This is a genomic window from Streptomyces sp. R44 (genome assembly GCF_041053105.1).
GTDB lineage: Bacteria > Actinomycetota > Actinomycetes > Streptomycetales > Streptomycetaceae > Streptomyces.
In genome coordinates, this window is the sequence record NZ_CP163444.1 from 2,666,909 (window position 1) to 2,690,360 (window position 23,452).

Genomic DNA, 23,452 nt, shown 5'->3' on the forward strand with positions numbered 1-23,452 from the left:
GCGATCAGCTCTCCGGCAGGCTGCTCCCGCAGCCGGTGTGAGGCGCCTCGCACCCCCGGGGCGGCGGGCGTACGGGCCGGTAGAGTGAGCGGGTCGTCATCATGCCCGTACGGGGGGAAGCCGGTGGAAATCCGGCACTGACCGCGCAGCCGTGAGCCGCCCCCAGGGGAGCGGCGAGTCGGAATGCCCCGCCCGGGACGTGACCGCCGGCACCGTCGAGGAATACGGAGCCGGAGCCTGGTGCCCCCGAGGCGTGCCGGTGCCCGGCCGCAGGAGAGGGCCCCATGAACACCGTCCGCCGCGGCGCCGCCGCGCTCGCCGCCGCCGCCGCAGTCGCGCTCGGCACCGCAGCAGCCGTCCCGGCCGCCGCCGCGCCGTCCCCGACCCCCTCGACCGGCACCCTCCCGCCCGGCCTGTACGGCACGAAGGACCCGACCTACGACGGTGTCTGGCGGCAGTCGCTCGCCTTCCTCGCCCAGGGCCGCGCCGGCTACCAGCCCGCCGACCAGGCGGTGAACTGGCTGCTCGGCCAGCAGTGCGACGACGGTTCGTTCGCCTCGTACCGCGCGGACGTGTCGACGTCCTGCGACGCGAAGACGATGCGGGACACCAACGCCACGGCCGTCGCCGTCGAGGCGCTCCGCGCCGTGCGCCGCCAGTCCGCCGCCCCCGCGGCGATCGACAAGGCCGTCGAGGCCGGCACCGACTGGCTGCGGTCCGTGCAGAACAAGGACGGCGGCTGGGGCTACGGCGCCGGCGGCGCGAGCGACGCCAACTCCACCTCGATCGTGATCGGCGCGCTCGCCGCGATCGGCGTGAAGCCCGTCTCGTTCACGTCGGCCGAGGGCCGCACCCCGTACGACGCGCTCCTCGCCTTCGCCCTGCCCTGCTCGTCCAAGGACGGCGCCGGGGCGTTCGCGTACCAGCCGGACAAGGACGGCAAGCTCCTCGCCAACGCCGACGCCACCGCGGCGGCGACCCTCGCCGGGCTCGGGAAGAGCATCGTCGCCGCGAAGGCCTCCCCCGAGCAGCCGCCGGCCTGCAACGACCTGTCGAAGCCGACCGCCGAGCGGGCCGCCCTGAACGGCGCCTCCTACCTGGCGAAGTCCCTCGCGAAGACCGGTCACCTGACGCTGCCGCCGATGCCGGGCGCCACCGACACCACCGAGCAGCCCGACGTCGGCAACACCGCCGACGCCGTCGTCGCGCTCGCCGCCGCCGGCGCCACGAAGGAGGCCGAACCGGCCCTGGCGTGGCTGGAGAAGAACTCCGCCGCGTGGGCGAAGGAGGGCGGCCCCGCCGCGTACGCGCAGCTGATCCTGGCGGCCCGCGCGACGGACACCGACCCGCGCGAGTTCGGCACGGTGGACCTGGTCGAGCAGCTCAACGCCACCGGCCCGGCGCCCAAGACCCCGGACACCTCGGCCTCCTCCACCAGCGACGACGAGGGCTTCGGCTTCGACGTCTGGTGGATCATCGGCATCGGCACGGTCGTCGGCGTCGGCATCGGCTTCCTCGTGAGCGGCCGCAAGAAGTGAGCCGTATGCCGACGAAGGCCGCGGGCGTCACGGCCGGGGCGCTCCTCGCCCTGACCGCCGTGGCGGCGGCTCCGGCGCAGGCGGCCGGCTACCGCTACTGGTCGTTCTGGGAGAGCACCGGCGGAAAGCCCTGGACGTACGCCACGCAGGGTCCGGCGACCGCCCGGCCCGCCGACGGCGACGCCCTCGGCTTCCGCTTCGCGATCAGCAACGGCACGGACGACATGTCCCGGCCCTCCAACGCCCCCGACTTCCCGGGGATCTGCGGGGGCGTGGAGAAGAAGGACGGTACGAAGCGGATCGCGGTCGTCGTCGACTTCGGCGGCCCGGCGGACGCGCCGCCCGGGGAGACCCCGCCGGCGAAGCCGGTCCAGGTCGGCTGCGCGCAGGTCCGCGAGGACGCGACGGGCGCGGAGGCGCTGGCCGCGGTGGCGAAACCGCTGCGGTACGACAGCGCCGCGATGCTGTGCGGGATCGCCGGGTATCCGGCGAAGGGCTGCGGCGAGCAGGTCGAGGAGAAGCCGGCGGCGTCGGCCGCTCCGAAGGCCGCCGCACAGGAGTCCCACGGGGGCGGCGGCCCGTCGTTCGGCGTGCTCGCGGGCGGTGCGGCGGTCCTGGCCCTGGGCGGGGCGGCGATCTGGAAGGCCCGCCGGCGCGGATGAGTACGGCCCGGAGCGTGTTCACGTCCTCGGCCCGGAGCGTGATGACGGCCCCCGAGGCGAGCCGGGCCAACGCCCTGCACGCGGGCGCGTGGTGGCTCTGGGCGCTCGGCCTGGCCGTCGCCGCGTCCCGGACGACGAACCCGCTGCTGCTCGGCCTCCTGGTCGGGGTGGCGGGTTATGTGGTGGCGGCGCGGCGCACGGACGCGCCCTGGGCCCGCTCGTACGGCGCGTTCGTGAAGCTGGGCCTGTTCGTCGTGGCCCTGCGCGTCGTCTTCTCCCTGATCCTCGGCTCCCCGATCCCCGGTGAGCACGAGCTGTTCGTCCTCCCCGAGGTGCCGCTGCCGGACTGGGCGCAGGGGGTACGGATCGGGGGCCGGGTGACGGCCGAGCAGCTGGTGTTCGCGCTGTACGACGGCGCGAAGCTGGCGACCCTGCTGATCTGCGTGGGCGCGGCGAACGCGCTGGCCAACCCGGCGCGGCTGCTGAAGTCGCTGCCGGGGGCGCTGTACGAGGCCGGGGTCGCCGTCGTCGTGGCGATGACCTTCGCGCCGAACATGGTCGCCGACGTGGTCCGGCTGCGGACCGCCCGCCGACTGCGGGGCCGGCCCACGGGCGGGGTGCGGGCGGTGCTCCAGATCGGCCTGCCGGTCCTGGAGGGGGCGCTGGAACGGTCGATCGCGGTGGCGGCGTCGATGGACGCGCGGGGCTACGGCCGGACGGCCCAGGTCCCGGCGGCGGTACGCCGCACCACGAACGTCCTGACCCTGGGTGGCCTCCTGGGCATCTGCGCGGGCTCGTACGGACTGCTCGCCGCGGAGGGCGCGGGCTACGGACTTCCGCTGCTCGGCGCGGGGCTGCTCGCCGCGATGGCCGGGCTCCGGCTCGGCGGCCGCAGGACGGTCCGTACGCGCTACCGCCCCGACCACTGGGGGGCGCGGGCCTGGCTGGTCGCGGGCTCCGGGGTGGCGGTCGCGGTCCTGATGATCTGGGCGAACGCGTACGCCCCGGAGGCGCTGCACCCCGGAGTGGTCCCCCTGGAGGCGCCGGAGCTGCCGGTGTGGCCGGCGGTGTCGGTCCTGGTGGGCCTGGTCCCGGCGTTCGTGGCGCCGAAACCCAAGGAGTTCGTGTGATCCGCTTCGACAACGTCTCGGTGCGCTACGAGGAGGACGCGGAGCCGGCCCTGCGGAACGTGAACCTCACGGTCCCCGAGGGCGAGCTGGTCCTGCTCGTGGGCCCGTCGGGCGTGGGCAAGTCCACCCTCCTGGGCGCGGTGTCGGGGCTCGTCCCCCACTTCACGGGCGGCACCCTGACCGGCCGGGTGACGGTCGACGGCCGCGACACCCGCACGCATCCGCCGCGGGAGCTGGCGGACCTGGTGGGAACGGTGGGGCAGGATCCGTCCGCGCACTTCGTCACGGACACGGTGGAGGACGAGCTCGCGTACGGCATGGAGTCCCTGGGCCTCGCACCGGGCGTGATGCGCCGGCGCGTGGAGGAGACGCTCGACCTCCTGGGCCTCGCCGACCTCCGCGACCGCCCCCTCGCGACGCTCTCCGGCGGCCAGCGCCAGCGGGTCGCGATCGGCTCGGTCCTCACCCCGCACCCCAAGGTCCTCGTCCTCGACGAACCGACCTCCGCGCTCGACCCCTCGGCGGCCGAGGAGGTCCTGGCGGTCCTGCAGCGCCTGGTCCACGACCTCGGCACGACGGTCCTCCTGGCGGAACACCGCCTGGAACGAGTGGTCCAGTACGCGGACCAGGTCCTCCTCCTGCCGGACGCGGTGATGGGCCCGCCGACGGAGATCATGTCCGTCTCGCCGGTACACCCGCCGGTGGTGGCGCTGGGCCGGCTGGCGGGCTGGGACCCGCTGCCGCTGACGGTGCGGGACGCGCGGCGGAGGGCGGGCGAGCTGAAGGAGCGGCTGGAGGGCCGTGCGCCCGCAGGCCCTGCGGGGCTTCTCCCCCACCCCGCCCCTTCCCGTAACCGGGGCTCCGCCCCGGACCCCGTACGGCCTTCGGCCGTGTCAGGCCTTCTCCCCTTCCTACGGCGCCGCACCCTCCCCACCGACCCCCCCCCCACCACCCCCCTCCTCCGCACCGAAGCCCTCGGTGTCCGCCGCGGCCGCGTCGAGGCCCTCCGCCGTGTCGACCTCCACGTCGCCCCCGGCGAGACGGTCGCGCTCATGGGCCGCAACGGTGCCGGGAAGTCCACCCTCCTCTCCACCCTCGTGGGCATGATCGAGCCGACGACCGGCACGGTCCGGGTCGCGGGGCGGGCCCCGCACAGCACCCCGCCCCGCGAGCTGATCCGCCAGGTCGGCCTGGTTCCGCAGGAGCCGAGGGACCTCCTGTACGCGGACACGGTCGCCGCCGAGTGCGCGGCGGCCGACGCGGACGCCGGCGCGACGCCGGGGACCTGCCGGACCCTGGTGGAGGAACTGCTGCCGGGCGTCGCGGACGGCACGCACCCCCGCGACCTGTCCGAGGGCCAGCGGCTCGCGCTCGCGCTGGCCGTCGTCCTGACCGGCCGCCCCCCGCTGCTCCTGCTCGACGAGCCGACCCGCGGCCTGGACTACGCGGCGAAGGCCCGTCTGGTCGCCCATCTGCGGACCCTCGCGGCGGAGGGCCACGCGATCGTGCTGGCGACGCACGACGTGGAGCTGGCGGCCGAGCTGGCGCACCGGGTGGTGATCATCGCGGACGGCGAGGTCGTCGCGGACGGCCCGACCGCCGAGGTCGTCGTGTCCTCGCCCGCGTTCTCGCCGCAGGTGGCGAAGATCCTGGCGCCGCAGCCGTGGCTCACGGTCGAACAGGTGGAGGCGGCACTGTGAAGACGGCCCGCCCCCTCCGCCTCGGCCCACGCTCCGTCGCCGCACTCGTCCTGGTCTCCCTCGTCGGGATCCTCGCCTTCTGCTGGCCCCTCTTCGCGGACGCCGGCTCCGCCGTGACCTCGCACGCCGGGGACGCGCCGTGGCTGTTCGCGGCGCTGCTTCCGCTCCTCGTCGCGGTGGTGGTGGCGACGATCGCGGACTGCGGGATGGACGCGAAGGCGGTGGCGATGCTGGGCGTGCTCGCCGCGGTGGGCGCGGCCCTGCGCCCGCTGGGGGCGGGGACGGCCGGTCTGGAGCCGATGTTCTTCCTGATGGTGCTGAGCGGCCGGGTCCTCGGCCCGGGCTTCGGCTTCGTCCTGGGGTCCGTGACGATGTTCGCCTCGGCCCTGCTCACGGGCGGGGTCGGCCCGTGGATGCCGTTCCAGATGCTGTCGATGGGCTGGTTCACGATGGGCGCCGGACTGCTCCCGGGCCTTGACCGGCTCCGGGGCCGGGGCGAGCTGCTGATGCTGTCCGTGTACGGATTCCTGGCGGCCTTCGCGTACGGAACGGTCATGAACCTTCAGGGCTGGGTCCTGCTGCAGGGCCTGGGCAGCGGGGTCTCCTTCGTGCCGGGCGCCCCGCTCCACGAGAACCTGGTCCGTTTCCTCGCCTACGTCCTCGCCACCTCCCTCGGCTGGGACCTCGGCCGCGCCGCGCTCACCGTCGTCCTGACCCTCACCGTCGGCGGCACGCTGCTGCGGGCGCTGCGGCGGGCCACGCGGCGGGCGAACTTCGAGGCCCAGGTCACATTCGAGGCCCCGGAAGGGGGGTCTCCGAGTGAGGCGCCCCATAGGACCTACGTCACGTACGAAGCGAAATAGTAGCCCGACGTACCCGTCCAAACTACCCCACACCCCCGCATGACCTGCGGAAACACGGCACAGCCACCCACCCCCGAGGGGCCCCCGGGTCCGAACCTCCCTCGTACAGGGGGTCATTGCATCGGCGTTCCGGCCCTGCTTCTCTGGTGGACGTCGCCAGGCAGCCGGTGCTCATCGCAGCACCACGGACAGCCGGTCCCCCCAGTTCCCGGGCCTCCCGGGCTCTGGTTCCGGCTTGCCGAAAACGCCTGGCGCAGCCCTTGTTCCCGACGTTAGGTCGATACCTTGATCCGCTCGCTCACCACTCGTGTCTCTGCCCGCAACAAGAAGATCGCCGTGTCCGCAGCCGTGCTGCTGGGTGCGTCGGGTGCGGTGCTGGGCACGACGGGCGCGGCCTCGGCCGCCAGCCCGCAGGAGCTCGCTCGTCAGATCGTCCCCGCCTCGCAGTACGCCTCGTTCAGCAAGATCGTCGAGCACGAGTCCGGCTGGAACCCCAGCGCCACCAACTCGTCCAGCGGCGCCTACGGCCTGGTCCAGGCCCTGCCGGCCTCGAAGATGTCCTCGGCCGGTGCCGACTGGAAGACCAACGCGGCCACCCAGATCAAGTGGGGCCTCAACTACATGAACGAGCGCTACGGCTCCCCGAACGCCGCTTGGGCGTTCTGGCAGGCCAACGGCTGGTACTAAGAAGCACCTGCCGCACCGCGCATCCGCAAGGCCCCGCCCTCCTCACGGAGGGGCGGGGCCTGCGGCGTTTTCCGCGTCCCCCGATTTAGTAGACCGGTCGTCTAGCTTCGTCTAGGGTTCCCGGTATCGGCGGCGGACCCCACCGAACGGTCCCGCCGCGACCGACCTCGGAGGCTGCCCGTGTCCGCGCACCCCGCCCCTGCCGACGCCCCCACCCTTCCGCCCGGCCGCTTCGGCGACCTCGTCGGGATCCCGCTCCCCGTCGTCCAGGGCCCCTTCGGCGGGGGCCTCTCCTCGGTCGAGCTGGCCGCGGCCGTCTCCGAGGGCGGCGGCCTCGGCTCGTACGGGGCGCACATCCACACCCCGGAGGAGATCACCGCGCTGGTGGCCAAGCTGCGCGCCGCGACCGGCCGCCCCTTCGCCGTGAACCTCTGGGTGCCGCAGGAGGGCGAGCGCACCGACCTTCCCGAGTCCGCGCTCGCCGAGCACATCGAGCGCCTGCGCCCGTACTACGAGGAGCTGGGGGTACGTGCCCCGAGCGCCGAGGACGTCCGGGCGTGGCCCGACTTCGACGCGCAGCTGGACGCCCTGATCGCGACCGCCCCGCCGGTGATCAGCCTGGTCATGGGCCTGCCGCCGCGCCGTCTGGTCACGGAGGCCCGGCGGCGCGGGACCGTCGTCGTCGGCACGGCGACGACGGTCGAGGAGGCGGTGGCCCTGGAGGCGGCGGGGGTCGACGCGGTCGTCGCCTCCGGCAGCGACGCGGGCGGCCACCGGGGCGCCTTCCTCCGTCCCGTACGGGAATCCCTGGTCGGCACCTTCTCGCTGATCCCGCAGGTGGCGGACGCGGTGGCGGTCCCGGTGATCGCGGCGGGCGGGATCGCCGACGGGCGCGGGGTCGCCGCCGCGCTCGCGCTCGGCGCGGACGCCGTCCAGGTCGGGACCGGCTTCCTCGCCACGCGCGAGTCGGGGGCGAGCGAGGCGCACCGGCGGATCCTCGGCACCCCGGAGGCCCGGACGACCGTCCTCACCCGCCTCTTCTCGGGGCGCACGGCGCGGGGCATCCCGAACGGCTTCGTCCGGGACATGGCCGCCCACGAGGAACGCGTACCGCCGTATCCCGTGCAGAACGCGCTGATGGGTCCGGTGCGGCGGGCCGCCGCGGAGCAGGGCCGGCCCGAGTACGTGAACCTCTGGGCCGGCCAGGCGGCGGCCCTGGCGCAGGAGCCCTCGGCCGCCGCGTACCTCTCCGCCCTCGTGGAGCAGGCTGTCGGAGCCGCGGGGTGACGGTCGGAGCCGCGGGCTGATCGCCGGAGCCGCGGGGTGACGGTCAGAGCCGCTGGATGATCGTCCCGGTCGCGAGCGCCCCGCCCGCGCACATCGTGATGAGCGCGAACTCCTTGTCGGTGCGCTCCAGTTCGTGCAGGGCGGTGGCGATGAGCCGGGCGCCGGTGGCGCCGACGGGGTGACCGAGGGCGATGGCACCGCCGTTGACGTTGACCTTCTCCAGGTCCTGATCGAAGACCTGCGCCCAGCTCAGCACCACGGACGCGAAGGCCTCGTTGATCTCGACGAGGTCGATGTCCTTGAGCGACATCCCGGCCTTCCCGAGCACCGCCCGCGTCGCGTCGACCGGCCCGTCCAGATGGAAGTGCGGGTCGGCGCCGACGAGGGCCTGGGCGACGATCCGGGCGCGCGGGCGGAGCTTGAGGGCGCGGGCCATGCGCTTGGAGGCCCACATGATGGCGGAGGCGCCGTCGGAGATCTGCGAGGAGTTCCCGGCGGTGTGGATCGCGGTGGGCATGACGGGCTTGAGGCCGGCCAGGCCCTCCATGGTGGTGTCGCGCAGGCCCTCGTCGCGGTCGACGAGCCGCCACATGCCCTGCCCGGCGGCCTGTTCGGCCTCGGTGGTGGGGACCTGGACGGCGAAGGTCTCGCGCTTGAAGCGCTCCTCGGACCAGGCGATCGCGGCCCGTTCCTGGGAGAGCAGGCCGAGGGAGTCGACGCGTTCGCGGGTGAGTCCGCGGCGGCGGGCGATGCGCTCGGCGGCCTCGAACTGGTTGGGCAGGTCGACGTTCCACTCGTCGGGGAACGGCTTGCCCGGGCCGTGCTTGGAGCCGGAGCCGAGCGGGACGCGGGACATGGCCTCGACGCCGCAGGAGATCCCGATGTCGATGACGCCGGCCGCGACCATGTTGGCGACCATGTGGCTGGCCTGCTGCGAGGACCCGCACTGACAGTCGACCGTGGTGGCGGCCGTCTCGTAGGGCAGGCCCATGGTGAGCCAGGCGGTGCGCGCCGGGTTCATGGACTGCTCGCCGGCGTGGGTGACCGTACCGCCGACGATCTGCTCGACGCAGTCGGCGTGGATGCCGGTGCGGCCGAGGAGTTCGCGGTAGGTCTCGCCCAGGAGGTAGGCGGGGTGGAGGTTGGCGAGCGCGCCTCCGCGCTTGCCGATGGGGGTGCGTACGGCTTCGACGATGACGGGTTCCGCGGCCATGAGCTCGTCCTCTCCTCGACCGGACGGGGTGTCCCGGCACCCCGGTCGGTCGGCGTCACGGGGGAACTAGTACGCGTTCTAGTTCTGAGTGCAGTCTTATGACTGCTACCGCGGGTACGCAAGGGTCCGGGAGGCAACAGTTCCCGCTCCGCCCCTTGCTACTTGTAGAACTCGTTACTAACTTTCCCGGCAACTTCTGATGGTCCATCAGATATGGAGAGTGTTGCCGATGGCCTGCCCGCATCTCCCCGGAGGACAGCTCCCCGAAGGGCTCCCGGAAGGGCTCCCCGAAGGGTTCGACGCCACCGACCCCGATCTGCTCCGCGACCGCGTCCCCTTCCCGGAGTTCGCCCGGCTGCGGCAGACCGCGCCCGTGTGGTGGTGCCCCCAGCCGTCCGGCGTCACCGGCTTCGCGGACGGCGGGTACTGGGCGGTCACGCGCCACGCGGACGTCAAGTACGTCTCCACCCACCCTGAGCTGTTCTCCTCGAACGAGAACACCGCCGTCATCCGCTTCAACGAGCACATCACCCGGGACCAGATCGAGGTCCAGAAGCTGATCATGCTCAACATGGACCCGCCCGAGCACACCCGGGTCCGCCAGATCGTGCAGCGCGGCTTCACCCCGCGCGCGATCCGGAACCTGGAGACCGCCCTGCGCGAGCGCGCGCACGCCATCGTCGAGGAGGCGAAGCGCGGCACCGACGCCGACGGCACCTTCGACTTCGTCACCCGGGTCGCCGTCGAACTCCCCCTCCAGGCCATCGCCGAACTCATCGGCGTCCCCCAGGAGGACCGCGCCCGGATCTTCGACTGGTCGAACAAGATGGTCGCGTACGACGACCCCGAGTACGCCATCACCGAGGAGATCGGCGCCGAGGCCGCCATGGAACTCATCGGCTACTCGATGAACATGGCCGCCGCCCGCAAGGAGTGCCCCGCCCAGGACATCGTGTCGCAGCTCGTCGCCGCCGAGGGCCAGGGCAACCTCTCCTCCGACGAGTTCGGCTTCTTCGTCCTGCTGCTCGCCGTCGCCGGCAACGAGACCACCCGCAACGCCATCAGCCACGGCATGCACGCCTTCCTCACCCACCCCGAGCAGTGGGAACTCTTCAAGCGCGAGCGCCCCGCGACCGCCGCCGAGGAGATCGTGCGCTGGGCGACCCCCGTCGTCTCCTTCCAGCGGACCGCGACCCAGGACACCGAACTCGGCGGCCAGAAGATCCGCAAGGGCGACCGGGTCGGCCTCTTCTACTCCTCCGCCAACAACGACCCCGAGGTCTTCGCCGACCCCGAACGCTTCGACATCACCCGCGACCCCAACCCCCACCTCGGCTTCGGCGGCGGCGGACCCCACTTCTGCCTCGGCAAGTCCCTCGCCATCAAGGAGATCGAGCTGATCTTCAACGCCATCGCCGACGCCCTGCCCGACCTCACCCTCGCCGGCGAACCACGCCGGCTGCGGGCGGCCTGGCTGAACGGGGTGAAGGAACTCCGCGTCCGGACCTCCGTCTGAGCCGTACGCACGGAAGGTACGCACGGAAGGTACTCACGGAAGGCACGCACGGAACCGGAATGCGATCGACCACGTCTGACCCCGCATGCGGGGGACACAGAGAAACATCCTGACGGTCGTCATCGCGCTGCTGGCGCTCCAGCTCGGCTCGCTCGTCGCACCGGCCTACGCCTGCGGCTGCGGCGCGATGATCCCGGACAGGTCCGAGCGCATCGGTGTCGACCGGGAGGAGTCGGCCGTCCGCTGGGACGGCCGCACCGAGACCGTCGTCATGCGCTTCCACGTCCACGGGAACGCCCGGCGGGCGGCCTGGATCATGCCGGTGCCGAGCCGCGCCGACGTCACCCTCGGCGACCCGGCGCTCTTCGACGAGCTCGAACGGCTCACCGAGCCCGAACAGCGCGACCGTCACTACTTCTGGCCGCGCGAGGGCGACTGGCCCTTGGACGACACGTACGGCGACGGAGCCGCCGCCGCCCCGCCCGGCGCGGGCTCCGGCGTCGGTGTCGTCGGCCGCGAACGGCTCGGCCCCTTCGACGTGGCCCGGCTCACCGCCACCGACCCCGAGGCCCTCGGTGACTGGCTGCGCACCAACGGCTTCGAGCTGCCCGAACGGCTCACCGACGCGCTCCAGCCGTACGTCGAGCGGAAGTGGGAGTACGTCGCCGTCCGCCTGGCGCCGCAGGAGCAGGGCGCGACGCTGTACGGCGAGCTGACCCCGCTGCGGATCCGCTTCGCCTCCCCCGAACTCGTCTACCCCATGCGGCTCTCCCGCCTCGCGCGGACCGCGCAGACCCTCGGCCTGTACATCCTCGCCGACCACCGGATGGAGCCCCGCTCCCCGATCGGCGGCGACCGCCCCGAGGTGACGTTCGCGGGCCGGATCGAGCGCCCCGAGCACGCGGTGGCGGGGCTGGCGGGCGGCGCGCCGGTCCAGCTGACGGCCCTGGAGCAGAAGTTCCCGAACCCGGCGCGCATCGACGACGACCACCACCTGCGGGCGGTCGCCGACACCCCGTACCGCGAGATCGCGTACACGGACCGGCTGCTCACGCTCGGCGGCATCCCGGTGTGGCTGCTGACGGCCGGAGCCGTACTCCTGGTCGCGGCGCCGGCGTGCGTACGGATGGCAAGGCGCCGCTCACGCAGGGCCGCAGGTGTACGTTCGACCGCATGACGAACCCTCAGTGGACCGCAGTCGACACGTACTTCACCGAGACGATCGCCCCCGCCGACGAGGCGCTCACGGCCGCGCTCGCCGACTCCACGGCCGCCGGCCTGCCGGAGATCGCCGTCGCCCCCAACCAGGGCAAGCTGCTCCATCTGCTCGCCCAGATGCAGGGCGCGAAGAACATCCTGGAGATCGGCACCCTCGGCGGCTACAGCACGATCTGGCTGGCCCGCGCGCTGCCCGCCGACGGCCGGCTGATCACTCTGGAGTACGAGCCGGCCCACGCGGACGTCGCCCGCGCCAACATCGCCCGCGCCGGCCTCGACAAGCTCGTCGAGGTCCGCACGGGCGCGGCCCTGGACACCCTGCCCCAGCTGGAGGCGGAAGGCGCGGGCCCCTTCGACCTGGTCTTCATCGACGCCGACAAGGTCAACAACCCGCGGTACGTCGAGTGGGCCGTGAAGCTCTCCCGTCCGGGCACCGTGATCATCGTCGACAACGTGGTGCGCAACGGCCGGGTCGCGACTCCGCACCCGGACGACGAGGCGATCACGGGCACGCGCGAGATGTTCTCCCGGATCGCCGCCGACTCCAGCCTGGACGCGACCGCGATCCAGACGGTCGGCACGAAGGGCTACGACGGCCTGCTCCTGGCCCGCGTCACCGGGTAGGGCTACTTCCACTCGTAGAGAGCCCCCGTCACCTTCCCGCTCTCCTCGGTGTCGAACTCGAAGACGGCGCAGGTGCCGTTGAGCCGGGCGAACTGGGCGGCGGCGCTCTCGTAGAACACGGCGCCCCGCCAGTTCACACCGCCGGACTCGTTGAAGCGGCCGACACCGGTGCCGTGCCAGGTGATCGTCTCTCCGGCCTGGGTCATGCTGATGCCCTGGCCCTCGCCGAAGAGCGTGCCGTCGGCCTGCAGGACCGACTCGTACGTCCCCATGTCCTTGATGGTCACGCCCAGGAGCGTGCCCGTGCCCGAGAACGAGGACTCCGTGACGGCGTGACCGCCGTCGGTGGACAGCACGCGCAGCCCTGTCATCTCTCCGGAAATCGTCCCCAGCTGCTCGCCGAGCATGATGGGACTCCTCTCGCCCGAATCCCCCTGATTCCGGACTACGCCTGCCCACGGGGATCGTCAAACGGGGGCGCTGGACCGCCACCCGGTGAAGAGGGGCAGTTCACCCTCCTCGTCGAGCACCACCACCCCGAAGGGCCGGTCGAAGGCGATCCGCTCCACCACCTCGTGCCGGGGCGGGGCCGCGCCGCGGGTCATCGTGACCTGGGTGACGGCGGCGGCCTCGACGCCCTCCTCGGCGACGTCGATCATCGCCGACTGGGCGACCTTGGCGATGTACAGATCGGCGTCGGAGATCCCGGGGAATTCGGCCCCGGGCCGCAGGGCGCGACCGACACCGAGCGCCGCGAGGTGCTCCAGCGCATCAGTCGTCGTACGGAGCGTGAACCGCGGCAGGCCGAGGTCGGCCGAGTCGGCGACGAGCGGCCGCCGGGCCCCGGTCCCGGCCCAGGCGGCGGGCAGCACGTCGGCGGGCCCGTCCCCCTCGGCCCCGAGCACGAACCGCACGCGCACCCCCTCCTCGCAGGGCAGCTCGACGACACAGACCCGATCCACGTACCAGACCCACCCGGCCGGGATCCGCTTCCGCATGGTCGGTACGGGGCGGGTGTCGCCGTACCCGTCGGTGAAGGGCAGGTCGCGGGTGAGGTGCCCCGGAAAGGCGGACAGCCAGGAGGCGCGGAGGGCAAGCGCGTTGAGCAGCACCAGGTCCTCGGATCCGTCGAGTTCGAGCGGCAGCCGCGTGATCCGCCCGCGGGTGGCACCCCGTACCCAGCCGTCGAGCTCCTCCTGGAGATCGGGAAGCTCCCCCATCGACATGTCGTCCGTGGCCCCGAGGACTTCATCGGGCAGCGCGAACAGGACGGCCCAGGGCAACACCCCGAACCGCACCCCCGGCACCCTCTGCCGAAAGGTGTCCAGGACCGGCAGCGCGCTCCACACCCCGGTGGCCACGTCGACCCCGTCGGTCCCCGCGACCCGCCGCCCGACCAGGGTCACGGCCGCGCCGGCTTCCTCCCCCTCGACCCCGAGCAGCCCCCGCAACTCCTCCCCGGTCCGCCCCCGAGCCCCGGCCGCCACGACCCCGAGCGCCAGCCACAACCCGACGGGCGACACGACGAAGTCGTCGTCCCCGAGCCGCGACAGCCACCGCGCGGCCAGGGTCCGTATCGCGTCCGCCGCCGCATCCGCTTCGGGGGTACCGGAGCCGTGGGTCATATCCTGCCTTCCATGAGCATCGTGAAGATCAATGTCCTGACCGTGCCGGCCGAGCAGCGGGAGGTGCTCGAGCAGCGGTTCGCCTCTCGGGCCGGGGCCGTGGAGGGGTCCGACGGGTTCGAGTGGTTCGAGCTGCTGCGCCCGGTGGAGGGCACCGACCAGTACCTGGTGTACACCCGGTGGCGCAGCGAGGAGGACTTCCAGAACTGGATGAGCGGTTCCATGAAGGACGCTCACCAGGGTGGTGGTGGCGAGCGGCCGAAGCCCGCGGCCTCCGGCTCCACCCTGTGGTCCTTCGAGGTCGTCCAGCAGGCGTCGCCCAAGTAATTCGGCGGCGGGCATGGTCATGCGGGCCTCAGAATGGCCCGCATGACCTGGACTTTCTCTCCTGAGCGCGTCGACACCCCGGACGCGACCTCGCTGCGGCGCGACTACTACGACGACGTCGCCAGCCGCTACTGGAAGCGGCCCGCGACCGAGGCCGAGATAGACGAGGGCCTGACGAACGACGGGGTCGAGAAGCTGACGCCGCCGACCGGGCAGTTCCTCGTCGCCCGGTTCGAGGGGAAGCCGGCCGGGTGCGGCGGCGTCCTGATGCTGGACGACGAACGCGCCGAGCTGACCCGGGTGTTCCTCCGGCACGCCTACCGCGGGGCGGGCGGCGCGGGCGGCCTGCTGCGCCGCCTGGAAGAGGAGGCGCGGGCGCTCGGCGCGCGCCGGATGGTCCTCAACACCCGCCTGGACCTGGTCGAGGCACGCGCCCTGTACACGCGGCACGGGTACGACGAGATCCCCGCGTACTGCACCGGGCCCTACATGGACATCTGGTACGGCAAGGAGCTCTGAGCCCCTCCGGGTTCAGCCGTGGTCGTCGCGGGGTGGCCCTTGGTGGTCGCCGGGCGGCCCTTGGCGGTCGCGGGGCGGTTCGTGGTGGTCGCGGGGCGGTTCCGGTGTGGGGGGCAGCTCCCCGTCCGGGCCGCGCAGTTCGGCCGTCAGCTCCTCCACCAGCTGGACGAGGTCGGTGGGCCGGTCGGGTCCCCACCAGTCGCCGAGGAGTTCGGCGAGCGACTCCTCCCTGGCCCTGGCCAGTACCGTCGCCGCCCCCACCCCCTCCTCGGTGAGGGTCAGCTGGACGCCCTCCCGGGCCACCAGGCGCCGCTCCTCCACCTGCCGGGACGCCTCCGTGATCACCCCCAGCGGTACGGGGGTGGTCTCGGCCAGCCGGGAGGGTTCGACGGTCCCGTGGCGGCGGATGCGCAGCAGCAGCCAGCTCGCGGCCGGCTGCAGGTCGAGCCCGGCGCGGGCGGTGATCTTCACGTAGATCGCCTTGCGGCCCTCCTGGGACCCGAGGACGGACAGGGCGCGGGCGCGCTCCTCGTACGAGGAGCGCTCGGCCGGGTGGGAGGCGAGCGTCCGGCTGGTGTCGGGCGGGGTCACCGAGGCGCGCAGCTTGTCCTCCTTCAGGAACCAGGAGATGACGAAGGCGACGAGGACGACCGGCGCCGCGTACAGGAAGACGTCCGTGATGGACGTGGCGTAGGCGTGCAGGACGGACGGCCGCAGCTCGGGCGGGAGCTGGGCGATGGCGCGCGGGTCGGCGGCGACCCGGTCGGCTCCGGTGCCGGGCGGGAGCTCCGTACCCGCGCTCGCGAACACGTCGTCGAGTTTGCCCGTGAGCCGGTGGGTGAAGATCGTGCCGAAGACGGCGACGCCGAAGGAGGCGCCGATGGAGCGGAAGAAGGTCGCTCCGGAGGTCGCGACGCCGAGGTCCTCGTGCGAGACGGCGTTCTGCACGACCAGGACGAGGACCTGCATGACGAGGCCGAGTCCGGCGCCGAAGACGAAGAAGCAGACGCTCATCGACCAGGTCGAGCTGGTCTCCGTCAGCTGGTGGAGCAGGAACAGACCGAGCCCGGTGAGGGCGGTGCCGGCGATCGGGAAGACCTTCCAGCGGCCGGTGCGCGACACGATCTGGCCGGAGCCGGTCGAGGCGATGAAGATGCCGAGGACCATGGGCAGCATGTGGACGCCGGACATGGTCGGGGTGACGCCCTGGACCACCTGGAGGAAGGCCGGCAGATAGGTCATCGCGCCGAACATGGCGAAGCCGACGACGAAGCTGATCACCGAGACGAGGCTGAAGGTCCGGATCCGGAACAGCTTGAGCGGCAGCACGGGCTCGGCGGCCCGCCGCTCGACGTTCACGAACCAGACGAGGAGTACGGCTCCGAGGACGGCCAGTCCGGTGATCTGCGGCGAGCCCCACGCCCAGGTGGTGCCGCCGAGCGAGGTCACCAGGACCAGGCAGGTGGCGACCGAGGCGATGAGGAAGGTGCCGAGGTAGTCGATCGTGTGGCGGGTGGAGCGGACCGGGATGTGCAGGACGGCAGCGATGACGAAGAGGGCGACGATGCCGATGGGGAGGTTGATGTAGAAGACCCAGCGCCAGGAGAGATGCTGGGTGAAGAGCCCGCCGAGCAGGGGGCCGAGGACGCTGGTGCCGCCGAAGACGGCGCCGAAGAGGCCCTGGTACCTGCCGCGCTCCCGGGGCGGGACGAGGTCGCCGACGATCGCCATGGCCAGGACGATGAGACCGCCGCCGCCGAGGCCCTGGATCGCACGGTAGGCGATGAGCTGCGGCATGTTCTGGGCGATGCCGCAGAGGGCGGAGCCGACCAGGAAGACGACGATGGCGCCCTGGAAGAGCTTCTTGCGCCCGTACTGGTCGCCGAGCTTGCCCCAGAGGGGGGTTCCGGCCGTGGACGCGAGCAGATAGGCGGTGACCACCCAGGAGAGGTGTTCCATGCCGCCGAGCTCGCTGACGATGGTCGGCAGGGCGGTGGAGACGATGGTCTGGTCGAGCGCGGCCAGCAGCATGCCGAGCAGCAGTGCGCCGATCGCGACGAGGACGGTGCGGTGGCTCTGGCCCTCGCCCGGCACGGGGACGTCGGCTTCACCGAGCTGGGACGGGTGCGTGTCCTGAGCCATGGGGTCTCCGTGTCCGTGTCCGTGTCGCGGCGGGCCCCTCCATCCTGATCGGAATGTCCCACTATGGCCTGCGGAAGGGCACAGTCGTTCGCCCGCCGTACAGGTGCGGCCTGCATAATCGCTCGCAGTGGTATCGGGGAGGGGACCCATCATGACCGGACACGTCTGTCCTGAATGCGGTGTACACAGACCTGGCTGCGCCTGCGCCCGGGCGGCGGAAATGGCGGCGGCCGAGGACTTCGACCCGCTGCGGATCAGGCCTTACGTGACCCTGGACGCCTCGGAGGGACCGGCGGGGCCGTACGAGGCGGCGGCGGGGGCGGACGCGGGGGGCGCCGGCGTGACGGGCGTCGGTCCGGCCGGCGTCGGCCTGACGGGCGTCGGTCCGGCGGACGGCGTAGCGGCGGGGCCGGACGCCCAGCAGACCGCGCTCCTGCCGACGTACTCGACGGGGGACGCGGCGACCGCACACGTACCGGCGGCGTACGCGACGGAGGACCCGCCGACCGCGCACGTACCGGCGTACCCCGCACAGGACCCGCCGACCGCACACATACCGGCCTACTCCACGGAGGACCCGCCGACCACCCAGCTGGCGGCGATCCGCCCGGAGGGTGCGTACCCGGCCGGCCCGGAGTCGGAGGCGTACCCCGCGGCGGCGCATCCCGGCGCGTACCCGGGCGCCCCCGGCACCGACGCGTACCCCTCCGCCCCCGCCCCGGACGCGTACCCCAAGGGCGTCCACCCCGGCGCCTCCGCGGGCGACCCCTCCGAGACCATGCCGCTGCTGTTGCGCGGTGTCGGCGACGTACCGCCCGCGCACGAGCGGGCGCGGGGGCGCGGGCGCAAGCGGGGCGTCATGGTCGCGGCGGTGGCCGCGGTCGCCGTGGCGGGCACCGCGGCCCTGGCGGCGGCCGTCCTCGGCGGCGCGGACGAGACCGACGACCGGGCGGCCGTGCCCGACGTGACCACGAGCGCCTCCCTGAACGTCGCCGTGTCGGAGGCCCCGTCCCCGTCCTCGGAGACGCCGGAGCCGACCGCCTCCTCCCCGACGCCGCACCGGACGTCCGCGTCGCCGTCGGCGACCCCCTCCCCGAGCCGTACGACCGCGAGCGCGTCGGCGGCCCCTCCGGCCGCCACTCGTTCCGCGGCTCCGACGGCCGCGGCGCCGACGACGGCCACACCGTCCGCACAGCCGCCGCAGCCGACCGAGGAAGCGGCGGCCACGCTGAGCCTCGGCTCCTCGGGCGACGAGGTCGTCGAGCTCCAGGCGCGGCTGACCCTGGCGGGGGCGTACCACGGTGACGTGGACGGGGAGTACGACCAGGAGGTCTGGCGCGCGGTGAAGAACTACCAGTCGTGGATGTACATCCAGGGCGACCCGAAGGGTGTGTACGGCCCCCACACGCGCGAGGCCCTGGAGCGGAGCACCTGGCTCTAGACCGCCGTACGACGGCTGGGCGGCGGGCCGCGGGATTCCGGAGCGCGGACCGGTTGGCCAAGACGGCCCCGGGTTTTGTATCGTAGAAGAACAAAGTGGCCCCGCCCGCACTCCCTGACCGGTGGGCGGGACCACTTCGTTCTCCGTGCCACCCCTTCTGGAGACCCGATGGCCGCCACCACCCCGGCAACGCTCACCGCCCGCGCCCTCCTCCTCGACATGGACGGCACCCTCGTGAACTCGGACGCCGTCGTCGAGCGCTGCTGGCGCCGCTGGGCGGACCGCCAGGGTCTCGACGCGGGCGAGGTGATGAAGGTGGTCCACGGCCGCCAGGGGTTCGCGACGATGGCGGTCCTGCTTCCGGACCGCCCGATGGCGGAGAACCACGCGGACAACCGGGTGATGCTGGCCGAGGAGACCGCCGACCTCGACGGGGTCGTCCCCGTCGCCGGCGCCCCCGCCTTCATGGCCGCCATCGCGGACCTGCCGCACGCCCTGGTGACCTCGGCGGACGAGGCGCTCGCCCAGGCCCGGATGGGTGCGGCGGCGCTCCGGATGCCGGAGGTCCGGGTCACGGCCGAGATGGTCGGTGCCAGCAAGCCGGACCCGGAGGGCTTCCTCAAGGGCGCGGCGGCGCTGGGCTTCGCGCCGGCGGACTGCGTGGTCTTCGAGGACTCCGAGGCGGGCATCCAGGCGGGCCGTGCGGCCGGTATGCGCGTGGTGGGCGTCGGCCCGCGCGCTGCGGCCTTCGCACCGGACGCGCACGTCGCCGACCTCACGCGACTGCGGGTGGAGCCCGCGGCTGACGGCTCGATCACGCTGACCGTCCTGGCGTAACCCTCCCCCTTTTCTCCCGACTCGCGCGCGACCGGACCTTCCGGCCGCGCGCGAACCGTTTCCCGCCCGTCCCCGACCCACCTTCCCCCGACTCCCTGACCGCGGGCGGAATCTGGCACTCCATCAGGACACGTCACACCCCTTGATGTGACGTGTCCATGTCGCCACCCTGTTACCTGGCGCACCCCCCACCGAAACCTGGCGCCGCCACGATGACCGGGCCCACCGCCCGGCACCCCGCGGGGACGCAGTCAGCCAAGGTCCCCCCACATCAAGGGAGTTCACATGCCCACCGGCATGATCTACGCGCGTCGACTCGCCGTACTCGCCACCTCCGCCGCCCTCACCGTCACCGGCCTCCTCGCCACCGCCCCGGCCGCGCAGGCCGCGATGCCCACCCCGGTCAGCGCCGCGACCGCCCGCACCTACCTGGCCGCCCTCACGGTCAAGGCGGAAGGTTCCACCTCGGGTTACAGCCGGGACCTCTTCCCCCACTGGATCACCCAGTCCGGCACCTGCAACACGCGCGAGACGGTCCTCAAGCGCGACGGCGTGAACGTCGCCACCGACTCCAACTGTGCCGCGATCAGCGGCAGCTGGTACTCCGAGTACGACGGCGCCACCTGGACCGTAGCGTCCGACCTCGACATCGACCACATGGTCCCGCTCGCCGAGGCCTGGCGCTCGGGCGCGAACTCCTGGACCACCGCGCAGCGGCAGGGCTTCGCGAACGACCTCACCCGGCCGCAGCTCATAGCCGTCACCGACAACGTCAACCAGGCCAAGGGCGACCAGGACCCGGCGACGTGGCTGCCCTCGCGGACGGCCTACCGCTGCACGTACGTCCGGGCCTGGGTGCAGGTCAAGTACTACTGGAACCTCAGCGTCGACTCCGCCGAGAAGAGCGCCCTCCAGTCCGTACTCAACGGCTGCTGAAAGAAGCGCTGCTGAACCCGCGTCAGCGACGGTCGTCGGGGAGTGAGCCGTGCCACACGCTCCCCGATGACAGAATGTTGAACTTGCAAGTATTAGTGAGGGGTGCCTAACCTTACGGCCTCATCGGTTTCCGTCCCCCCGCGCCCCGCTCCCCACGAACGGGGCCGCCAGGCCGAAGGAGTCCCACCCCCATGACCGCTCAGAGCACTACCCCCGCGAGCCTCACGGCACGCCTGAACCAGGCCCAGCCCTACGCGCTCGGCCTCTTCCGCATCGTCGTCGGCCTGCTCTTCGCCTGCCACGGCGCCTCCTCGCTCTTCGGCCTCCTCGGCGGCACGGCGATACCCGCCGGCACCTGGCCGGGCTGGTACGCGGCCGTCATCCAGCTCGGCGCCGGCGTCCTGGTCCTGGCCGGACTCGGCACCCGCAGCGCCGCCTTCCTCGCCTCGGGCTCGATGGCGTACGCGTACTTCAAGGTCCACCAGCCGGAGTCGCTCTTCCCGCTCCAGAACGGCGGCGAGGGCGCGGCCATGTTCTGCTGGGCCTTCGCGCTGCTCGTGTTCACGGGCCCGGGCGCGCTGGCCCTGGACCGGCTCTTCGGCGCCGGCGAGGCCACGGACGCGAAGACCCGCGAGGAGCGGGGCACGCCGGTCGCGGCCTGACGCACGAGCCACCTAGCGGAGGGGGCCGGAATCCGCAGTGCGGTTTCCGGCCCTTCTGGGTGCCGGGGCCCGACCCTTCTCCCCCACCCCACTCATCCCGCCCATTCCCCCACCGGGCCGGGCCGCGTCCCGCCCCGGGGCCCACCGGCAGCGGGCCCCCCGCCCCCGCGTAGGCTCTGGCCCTGTGAATCTGCTCGACAGCCTGGGCTCGCTGCGGTCGCTCACCGCCGGTCCATGGATCTATCCGGTGGTGGCGACGTCGATCCTGCTCGACGTCTTCCTGCCCGTGCTGCCGAGCGGCTTCCTGGTGATCACCGCCGCCACGGCGGCGGCGACGGCGACCGGCGCATCCACCGGCGTACCGTCGGTCCTCCCCCTGCTCCTCTGCGCGGCGACCGCCTCGACGCTCGGCGACTTCCTGGCGTACCGCCTGGCGCTGCGGGGCGGGGCCAGGCTGGACCGGGCGATCGCACGCTCCCGCCGCCTCTCGCTGGCGCAGGAACGTCTCGGCACCGCGCTGGCCCGGGGCGGCGGGCTGCTCGTCGTCCTCGCGCGCTTCGCCCCGGCCGGCCGCTCCGTGGTCTCGCTGGGCGCGGGCGCGGCGAAGCGGAGGGTCGAGGAGTTCCTGCCGTGGTCGGCGCTGGCGGGCGTGACCTGGGCCTCGTACAGCGTGGGGCTCGGGTGGCTGGGCGGTCAGTGGCTGGGCGCGACCTGGTTCAGCGCGGGGGTGTCGACCCTGGCGCTGTTCCTGGCGGGCGGCCTCGCCGCGTACCTCATCCGGCGCCCGGCCACGACTCCGGCACCCGCGTCCTGACGGCAGCGGTCCGCGACTCCCACGTCCCCGATCACAGAAGGCGGGCGGCTACCGCGCCGCGACAGCCACGGGCTGAGGCTCCCGCGCCCTGACGTCAGCACCGTGGTCGTGGTGATCGTGGTCGTGGTCGTGGTCGTGGTCGTGGTGATCGTGGCGATGCGCGCCGCGCACCACCAGACCGTCCAGAAGTCTCGCGGTCGCGTCGGCGATCTCGTCCACGGCCCGCTCGAAGACCTCGCGGTTGTGGGCGGCGGGGGCGCGGAAGCCGGAGACCTTGCGGACGTACTGCAGGGCGGCGGCGCGGATGTCGTCCTCGGTCGCCTCCTCGGGCAGCGCGGGCGGACGGAGAGTCTTGATGCTGCGGCACATGTCTCCAGTGTGGCGCGCCCCACTGACAACCGCCCGGAACGGCCGGCGGAACCCCCGGAACCACCCGTGGAACCCCGCGGAACCGCCCCCTGACCTACCCCCTCACCTACCCCCCCCCGTTACCTTTTTCACGGCTCCGCAATGGAGCCTCCGGCCTCGGGTCCGGCATGACTTCCCCCTCCTGTTGTTGATGATCCGGGGGGGTGGTGTCACCGGGCCCGGAGGCATCGACGGACCGCTAATGAGGGGCTTGAGCACCGGCTTCACCCGAGCCGGAAGCTCTCCGTAACGTGGGTGTGGCAGCTCGGTGCCGAGGCAAGGCCGGACGAAAGCGTGATGGAGGGGCCTGCACGTGATCGACATCGGCGACATCGACGTATTCCTCGGCCTGGACGTCGGCAAGGGCGAACACCACGCCACCGCCGTCACCCCGGCCGGGAAGAAGGCGTTCGACAAGCGGCTGCCCAACACCGAACCCAGGCTCCGCGAGCTGTTCGCGAAACTCCAGGCCAAGCACGGAACGGTGCTGGTCGTGGTCGACCAGCCGGCCTCGATCGGGGCCCTGCCGCTGGCAGTCGCCCGGGACATGGGCTGCCCCGTCGCCTACCTGCCCGGCCTGACGATGCGGCGAATCGCCGACCTCTACCCAGGCGAGGCCAAGACCGACGCGAGGGACGCGTTCATCATCGCCGACGCCGCCCGAGCGATGCCCCACACGCTGCGGGCGATCGACGGCGAGGACGAGACAGTCGCCGAGCTGGAGATGATCGTCGGCTTCGACGACGACCTGGCCGGCGAGGCAACCCGGGTCGCCAACCGGCTGCACGGCCTGCTCACCCAGATCCATCCGTCGCTGGAACGGGTCCTGGGGCCGCGGTTGCAGCACCCAGCCGTCCTCGCCCTGCTGGAGCGGTTCGGCTCACCCGCCCAGATCCGCAAGGCGGGCAGGCGCCGACTGGTCACGTTGTTACGGCCGAAGGCGCCGCGGATGGCCGAGCGGCTGGTTGAAGAGATCTTCGCGGCCCTGGACGAGCAGACCGTCACCGTTCCCGGCACGGACGCGGCCTCACTGATCGTCCCGAGCCTGGCCAGCTCACTGACGGCCGTCCTGGACCAGCGCAAACTACTGGCCGGGCGAATCGAGGAACTGCTGGAGGCACACCCTCTTTCGAAGGTCCTGATCTCGATGCCGGGAGTCGGCGTCAGGACCGGAGCCAGGAAGGGAAAGCACCACACCCAGGCCCTGCTCTGCCTCGCCCGACGCCGGGCCGACGTCCTCTTCGCAATGCTCCGCGACGGAACCTTCTACGAGTCCCGGCCTACCGCAGTGGCATGAGATCGC

At 72.8% G+C, this 23,452-nt stretch carries 22 protein-coding genes, 1 pseudogene and 1 riboswitch; of the genes and pseudogenes, 18 read left to right on the forward strand and 5 right to left on the reverse strand.

Annotation, left to right across the window (positions count from 1 at the left end; translation table 11 throughout):
* Positions 1 to 113 precede the first annotated feature (113 nt).
* Positions 114 to 189, forward strand: a riboswitch (cobalamin riboswitch).
* A gap of 95 nt (positions 190 to 284) precedes the next feature.
* The 7 genes from AB5J54_RS12370 (at position 285) to AB5J54_RS12400 (ending at position 7,867) form a co-directional block, all read left to right on the forward strand.
* The gene (locus AB5J54_RS12370; protein ID WP_369143978.1) at positions 285 to 1,538 is read left to right on the forward strand and encodes a prenyltransferase/squalene oxidase repeat-containing protein; all 1,254 of its coding nucleotides are present in this window, start codon (positions 285 to 287) and stop codon (positions 1,536 to 1,538) included.
* Positions 1,539 to 1,543: 5 nt separating this feature from the next.
* Positions 1,544 to 2,200: an SCO2322 family protein gene (locus tag AB5J54_RS12375; RefSeq protein ID WP_369143979.1), complete on the forward strand. Its 657-nt coding sequence runs from the start codon at positions 1,544 to 1,546 to the stop codon at positions 2,198 to 2,200.
* 41 nt (positions 2,201 to 2,241) lie between these two features.
* Entirely contained in the window at positions 2,242 to 3,330 is a 1,089-nt protein-coding gene (locus AB5J54_RS12380) for an energy-coupling factor transporter transmembrane component T (RefSeq protein WP_369149302.1), read from the forward strand.
* Positions 3,327 to 5,030 (forward strand): ABC transporter ATP-binding protein, encoded by a 1,704-nt coding sequence (locus AB5J54_RS12385; RefSeq protein ID WP_369143980.1) that lies wholly within the window; start codon positions 3,327 to 3,329, stop codon positions 5,028 to 5,030. The genes AB5J54_RS12380 and AB5J54_RS12385 overlap by 4 nt, the downstream gene beginning before the upstream one ends.
* Positions 5,027 to 5,893, forward strand: coding sequence for an ECF transporter S component (locus AB5J54_RS12390; RefSeq protein WP_369143981.1), 867 nt, complete (start codon positions 5,027 to 5,029; stop codon positions 5,891 to 5,893). The genes AB5J54_RS12385 and AB5J54_RS12390 overlap by 4 nt, the downstream gene beginning before the upstream one ends.
* Before the next feature lie 285 nt (positions 5,894 to 6,178).
* Positions 6,179 to 6,580 carry a transglycosylase SLT domain-containing protein gene (locus AB5J54_RS12395; RefSeq protein WP_369143982.1) on the forward strand — a complete coding sequence of 134 codons (402 nt, stop codon included), beginning with the start codon at positions 6,179 to 6,181 and terminating at the stop codon, positions 6,578 to 6,580.
* 180 nt (positions 6,581 to 6,760) lie between these two features.
* Complete coding sequence (locus tag AB5J54_RS12400; RefSeq protein ID WP_369143983.1) at positions 6,761 to 7,867, forward strand: NAD(P)H-dependent flavin oxidoreductase; 1,107 nt, start codon at positions 6,761 to 6,763, stop codon at positions 7,865 to 7,867.
* A gap of 43 nt (positions 7,868 to 7,910) precedes the next feature.
* Here AB5J54_RS12400 and AB5J54_RS12405 read toward each other — a convergent pair whose 3' ends face one another.
* Complete coding sequence (locus AB5J54_RS12405) at positions 7,911 to 9,080, reverse strand: steroid 3-ketoacyl-CoA thiolase (RefSeq protein WP_369143984.1); 1,170 nt, start codon at positions 9,078 to 9,080, stop codon at positions 7,911 to 7,913.
* 229 nt (positions 9,081 to 9,309) lie between these two features.
* Between AB5J54_RS12405 and AB5J54_RS12410 the strand changes: the two genes are divergently transcribed.
* The 3 genes from AB5J54_RS12410 to AB5J54_RS12420 all read left to right on the forward strand — a co-directional run bounded on the left by AB5J54_RS12410 (position 9,310) and on the right by AB5J54_RS12420 (position 12,438).
* Entirely contained in the window at positions 9,310 to 10,596 is a 1,287-nt protein-coding gene (locus tag AB5J54_RS12410; RefSeq protein WP_369143985.1) for a cytochrome P450, read from the forward strand.
* 85 nt (positions 10,597 to 10,681) lie between these two features.
* Positions 10,682 to 11,773 carry a DUF2330 domain-containing protein gene (locus AB5J54_RS12415; protein WP_369143986.1) on the forward strand — a complete coding sequence of 364 codons (1,092 nt, stop codon included), beginning with the start codon at positions 10,682 to 10,684 and terminating at the stop codon, positions 11,771 to 11,773.
* On the forward strand, positions 11,770 to 12,438 hold the full coding sequence (locus AB5J54_RS12420) for an O-methyltransferase (protein ID WP_369143987.1): 669 nt from the start codon (positions 11,770 to 11,772) through the stop codon (positions 12,436 to 12,438). Before AB5J54_RS12415 ends, AB5J54_RS12420 begins: the two co-directional genes overlap by 4 nt.
* A gap of 2 nt (positions 12,439 to 12,440) precedes the next feature.
* Here the strand turns inward: AB5J54_RS12420 and AB5J54_RS12425 are convergent, their stop codons facing one another.
* The gene (locus tag AB5J54_RS12425) at positions 12,441 to 12,845 is read right to left on the reverse strand and encodes a hypothetical protein (RefSeq protein ID WP_369143988.1); all 405 of its coding nucleotides are present in this window, start codon (positions 12,843 to 12,845) and stop codon (positions 12,441 to 12,443) included.
* A gap of 60 nt (positions 12,846 to 12,905) precedes the next feature.
* A complete protein-coding gene (locus tag AB5J54_RS12430; RefSeq protein WP_369143989.1) occupies positions 12,906 to 14,063 on the reverse strand; it encodes a serpin family protein in 1,158 nt (385 codons plus the stop codon).
* A 12-nt stretch (positions 14,064 to 14,075) separates the two neighbouring features.
* Here AB5J54_RS12430 and AB5J54_RS12435 point away from each other — a divergent pair, with 12 nt between their 5' ends.
* Complete coding sequence (locus AB5J54_RS12435) at positions 14,076 to 14,390, forward strand: antibiotic biosynthesis monooxygenase (RefSeq protein WP_369143990.1); 315 nt, start codon at positions 14,076 to 14,078, stop codon at positions 14,388 to 14,390.
* Between the two features lie 33 nt (positions 14,391 to 14,423).
* Positions 14,424 to 14,909: a GNAT family N-acetyltransferase gene (locus AB5J54_RS12440; RefSeq protein WP_369143991.1), complete on the forward strand. Its 486-nt coding sequence runs from the start codon at positions 14,424 to 14,426 to the stop codon at positions 14,907 to 14,909.
* Positions 14,910 to 14,921: 12 nt separating this feature from the next.
* Here AB5J54_RS12440 and AB5J54_RS12445 read toward each other — a convergent pair whose 3' ends face one another.
* Positions 14,922 to 17,051, reverse strand: a complete 2,130-nt coding sequence (locus AB5J54_RS12445) for an MFS transporter (RefSeq protein WP_369143992.1) — start codon at positions 17,049 to 17,051, stop codon at positions 14,922 to 14,924.
* A gap of 220 nt (positions 17,052 to 17,271) precedes the next feature.
* Between AB5J54_RS12445 and AB5J54_RS12450 the strand changes: the two genes are divergently transcribed.
* The 5 genes from AB5J54_RS12450 to AB5J54_RS12470 all read left to right on the forward strand — a co-directional run bounded on the left by AB5J54_RS12450 (position 17,272) and on the right by AB5J54_RS12470 (position 21,741).
* Positions 17,272 to 18,492 carry a peptidoglycan-binding protein gene (locus AB5J54_RS12450; protein ID WP_369143993.1) on the forward strand — a complete coding sequence of 407 codons (1,221 nt, stop codon included), beginning with the start codon at positions 17,272 to 17,274 and terminating at the stop codon, positions 18,490 to 18,492.
* Between the two features lie 168 nt (positions 18,493 to 18,660).
* Entirely contained in the window at positions 18,661 to 19,329 is a 669-nt protein-coding gene (locus tag AB5J54_RS12455; RefSeq protein WP_369143994.1) for an HAD-IA family hydrolase, read from the forward strand.
* A 285-nt stretch (positions 19,330 to 19,614) separates the two neighbouring features.
* Complete coding sequence (locus AB5J54_RS12460) at positions 19,615 to 20,265, forward strand: HNH endonuclease family protein (RefSeq protein ID WP_369143995.1); 651 nt, start codon at positions 19,615 to 19,617, stop codon at positions 20,263 to 20,265.
* 191 nt (positions 20,266 to 20,456) lie between these two features.
* Positions 20,457 to 20,927 (forward strand): DoxX family protein, encoded by a 471-nt coding sequence (locus AB5J54_RS12465; RefSeq protein WP_369143996.1) that lies wholly within the window; start codon positions 20,457 to 20,459, stop codon positions 20,925 to 20,927.
* A 190-nt stretch (positions 20,928 to 21,117) separates the two neighbouring features.
* A complete protein-coding gene (locus AB5J54_RS12470) occupies positions 21,118 to 21,741 on the forward strand; it encodes a DedA family protein (protein WP_369149303.1) in 624 nt (207 codons plus the stop codon).
* 162 nt (positions 21,742 to 21,903) lie between these two features.
* Here AB5J54_RS12470 and AB5J54_RS12475 read toward each other — a convergent pair.
* Positions 21,904 to 22,110, reverse strand: a pseudogene (locus AB5J54_RS12475) (DUF2277 domain-containing protein); the annotation flags it as partial.
* Between the two features lie 352 nt (positions 22,111 to 22,462).
* Between AB5J54_RS12475 and AB5J54_RS12480 the strand changes: the two are divergent.
* Entirely contained in the window at positions 22,463 to 23,446 is a 984-nt protein-coding gene (locus tag AB5J54_RS12480) for an IS110 family transposase (RefSeq protein WP_369143997.1), read from the forward strand.
* The last annotated feature ends 6 nt before the right edge of the window (positions 23,447 to 23,452 follow it).

Coding starts and splice junctions, on each gene's coding strand:
- AB5J54_RS12370 (WP_369143978.1), top strand. CDS start 285: ATGAACACCGTCCGCCGCGGCGCCGCCGCGCTCGCCGCCGCCGCCGCA.
- AB5J54_RS12375 (WP_369143979.1), top strand. CDS start 1,544: ATGCCGACGAAGGCCGCGGGCGTCACGGCCGGGGCGCTCCTCGCCCTG.
- AB5J54_RS12380 (WP_369149302.1), top strand. CDS start 2,242: ATGACGGCCCCCGAGGCGAGCCGGGCCAACGCCCTGCACGCGGGCGCG.
- AB5J54_RS12405 (WP_369143984.1), bottom strand. CDS start 9,080: ATGGCCGCGGAACCCGTCATCGTCGAAGCCGTACGCACCCCCATCGGC.
- AB5J54_RS12410 (WP_369143985.1), top strand. CDS start 9,310: ATGGCCTGCCCGCATCTCCCCGGAGGACAGCTCCCCGAAGGGCTCCCG.
- AB5J54_RS12415 (WP_369143986.1), top strand. CDS start 10,682: ATGCGGGGGACACAGAGAAACATCCTGACGGTCGTCATCGCGCTGCTG.
- AB5J54_RS12420 (WP_369143987.1), top strand. CDS start 11,770: ATGACGAACCCTCAGTGGACCGCAGTCGACACGTACTTCACCGAGACG.
- AB5J54_RS12425 (WP_369143988.1), bottom strand. CDS start 12,845: ATGCTCGGCGAGCAGCTGGGGACGATTTCCGGAGAGATGACAGGGCTG.
- AB5J54_RS12430 (WP_369143989.1), bottom strand. CDS start 14,063: ATGACCCACGGCTCCGGTACCCCCGAAGCGGATGCGGCGGCGGACGCG.
- AB5J54_RS12435 (WP_369143990.1), top strand. CDS start 14,076: ATGAGCATCGTGAAGATCAATGTCCTGACCGTGCCGGCCGAGCAGCGG.
- AB5J54_RS12440 (WP_369143991.1), top strand. CDS start 14,424: ATGGCCCGCATGACCTGGACTTTCTCTCCTGAGCGCGTCGACACCCCG.
- AB5J54_RS12445 (WP_369143992.1), bottom strand. CDS start 17,051: ATGGCTCAGGACACGCACCCGTCCCAGCTCGGTGAAGCCGACGTCCCC.
- AB5J54_RS12450 (WP_369143993.1), top strand. CDS start 17,272: ATGGCGGCGGCCGAGGACTTCGACCCGCTGCGGATCAGGCCTTACGTG.
- AB5J54_RS12455 (WP_369143994.1), top strand. CDS start 18,661: ATGGCCGCCACCACCCCGGCAACGCTCACCGCCCGCGCCCTCCTCCTC.
- AB5J54_RS12460 (WP_369143995.1), top strand. CDS start 19,615: ATGCCCACCGGCATGATCTACGCGCGTCGACTCGCCGTACTCGCCACC.
- AB5J54_RS12465 (WP_369143996.1), top strand. CDS start 20,457: ATGACCGCTCAGAGCACTACCCCCGCGAGCCTCACGGCACGCCTGAAC.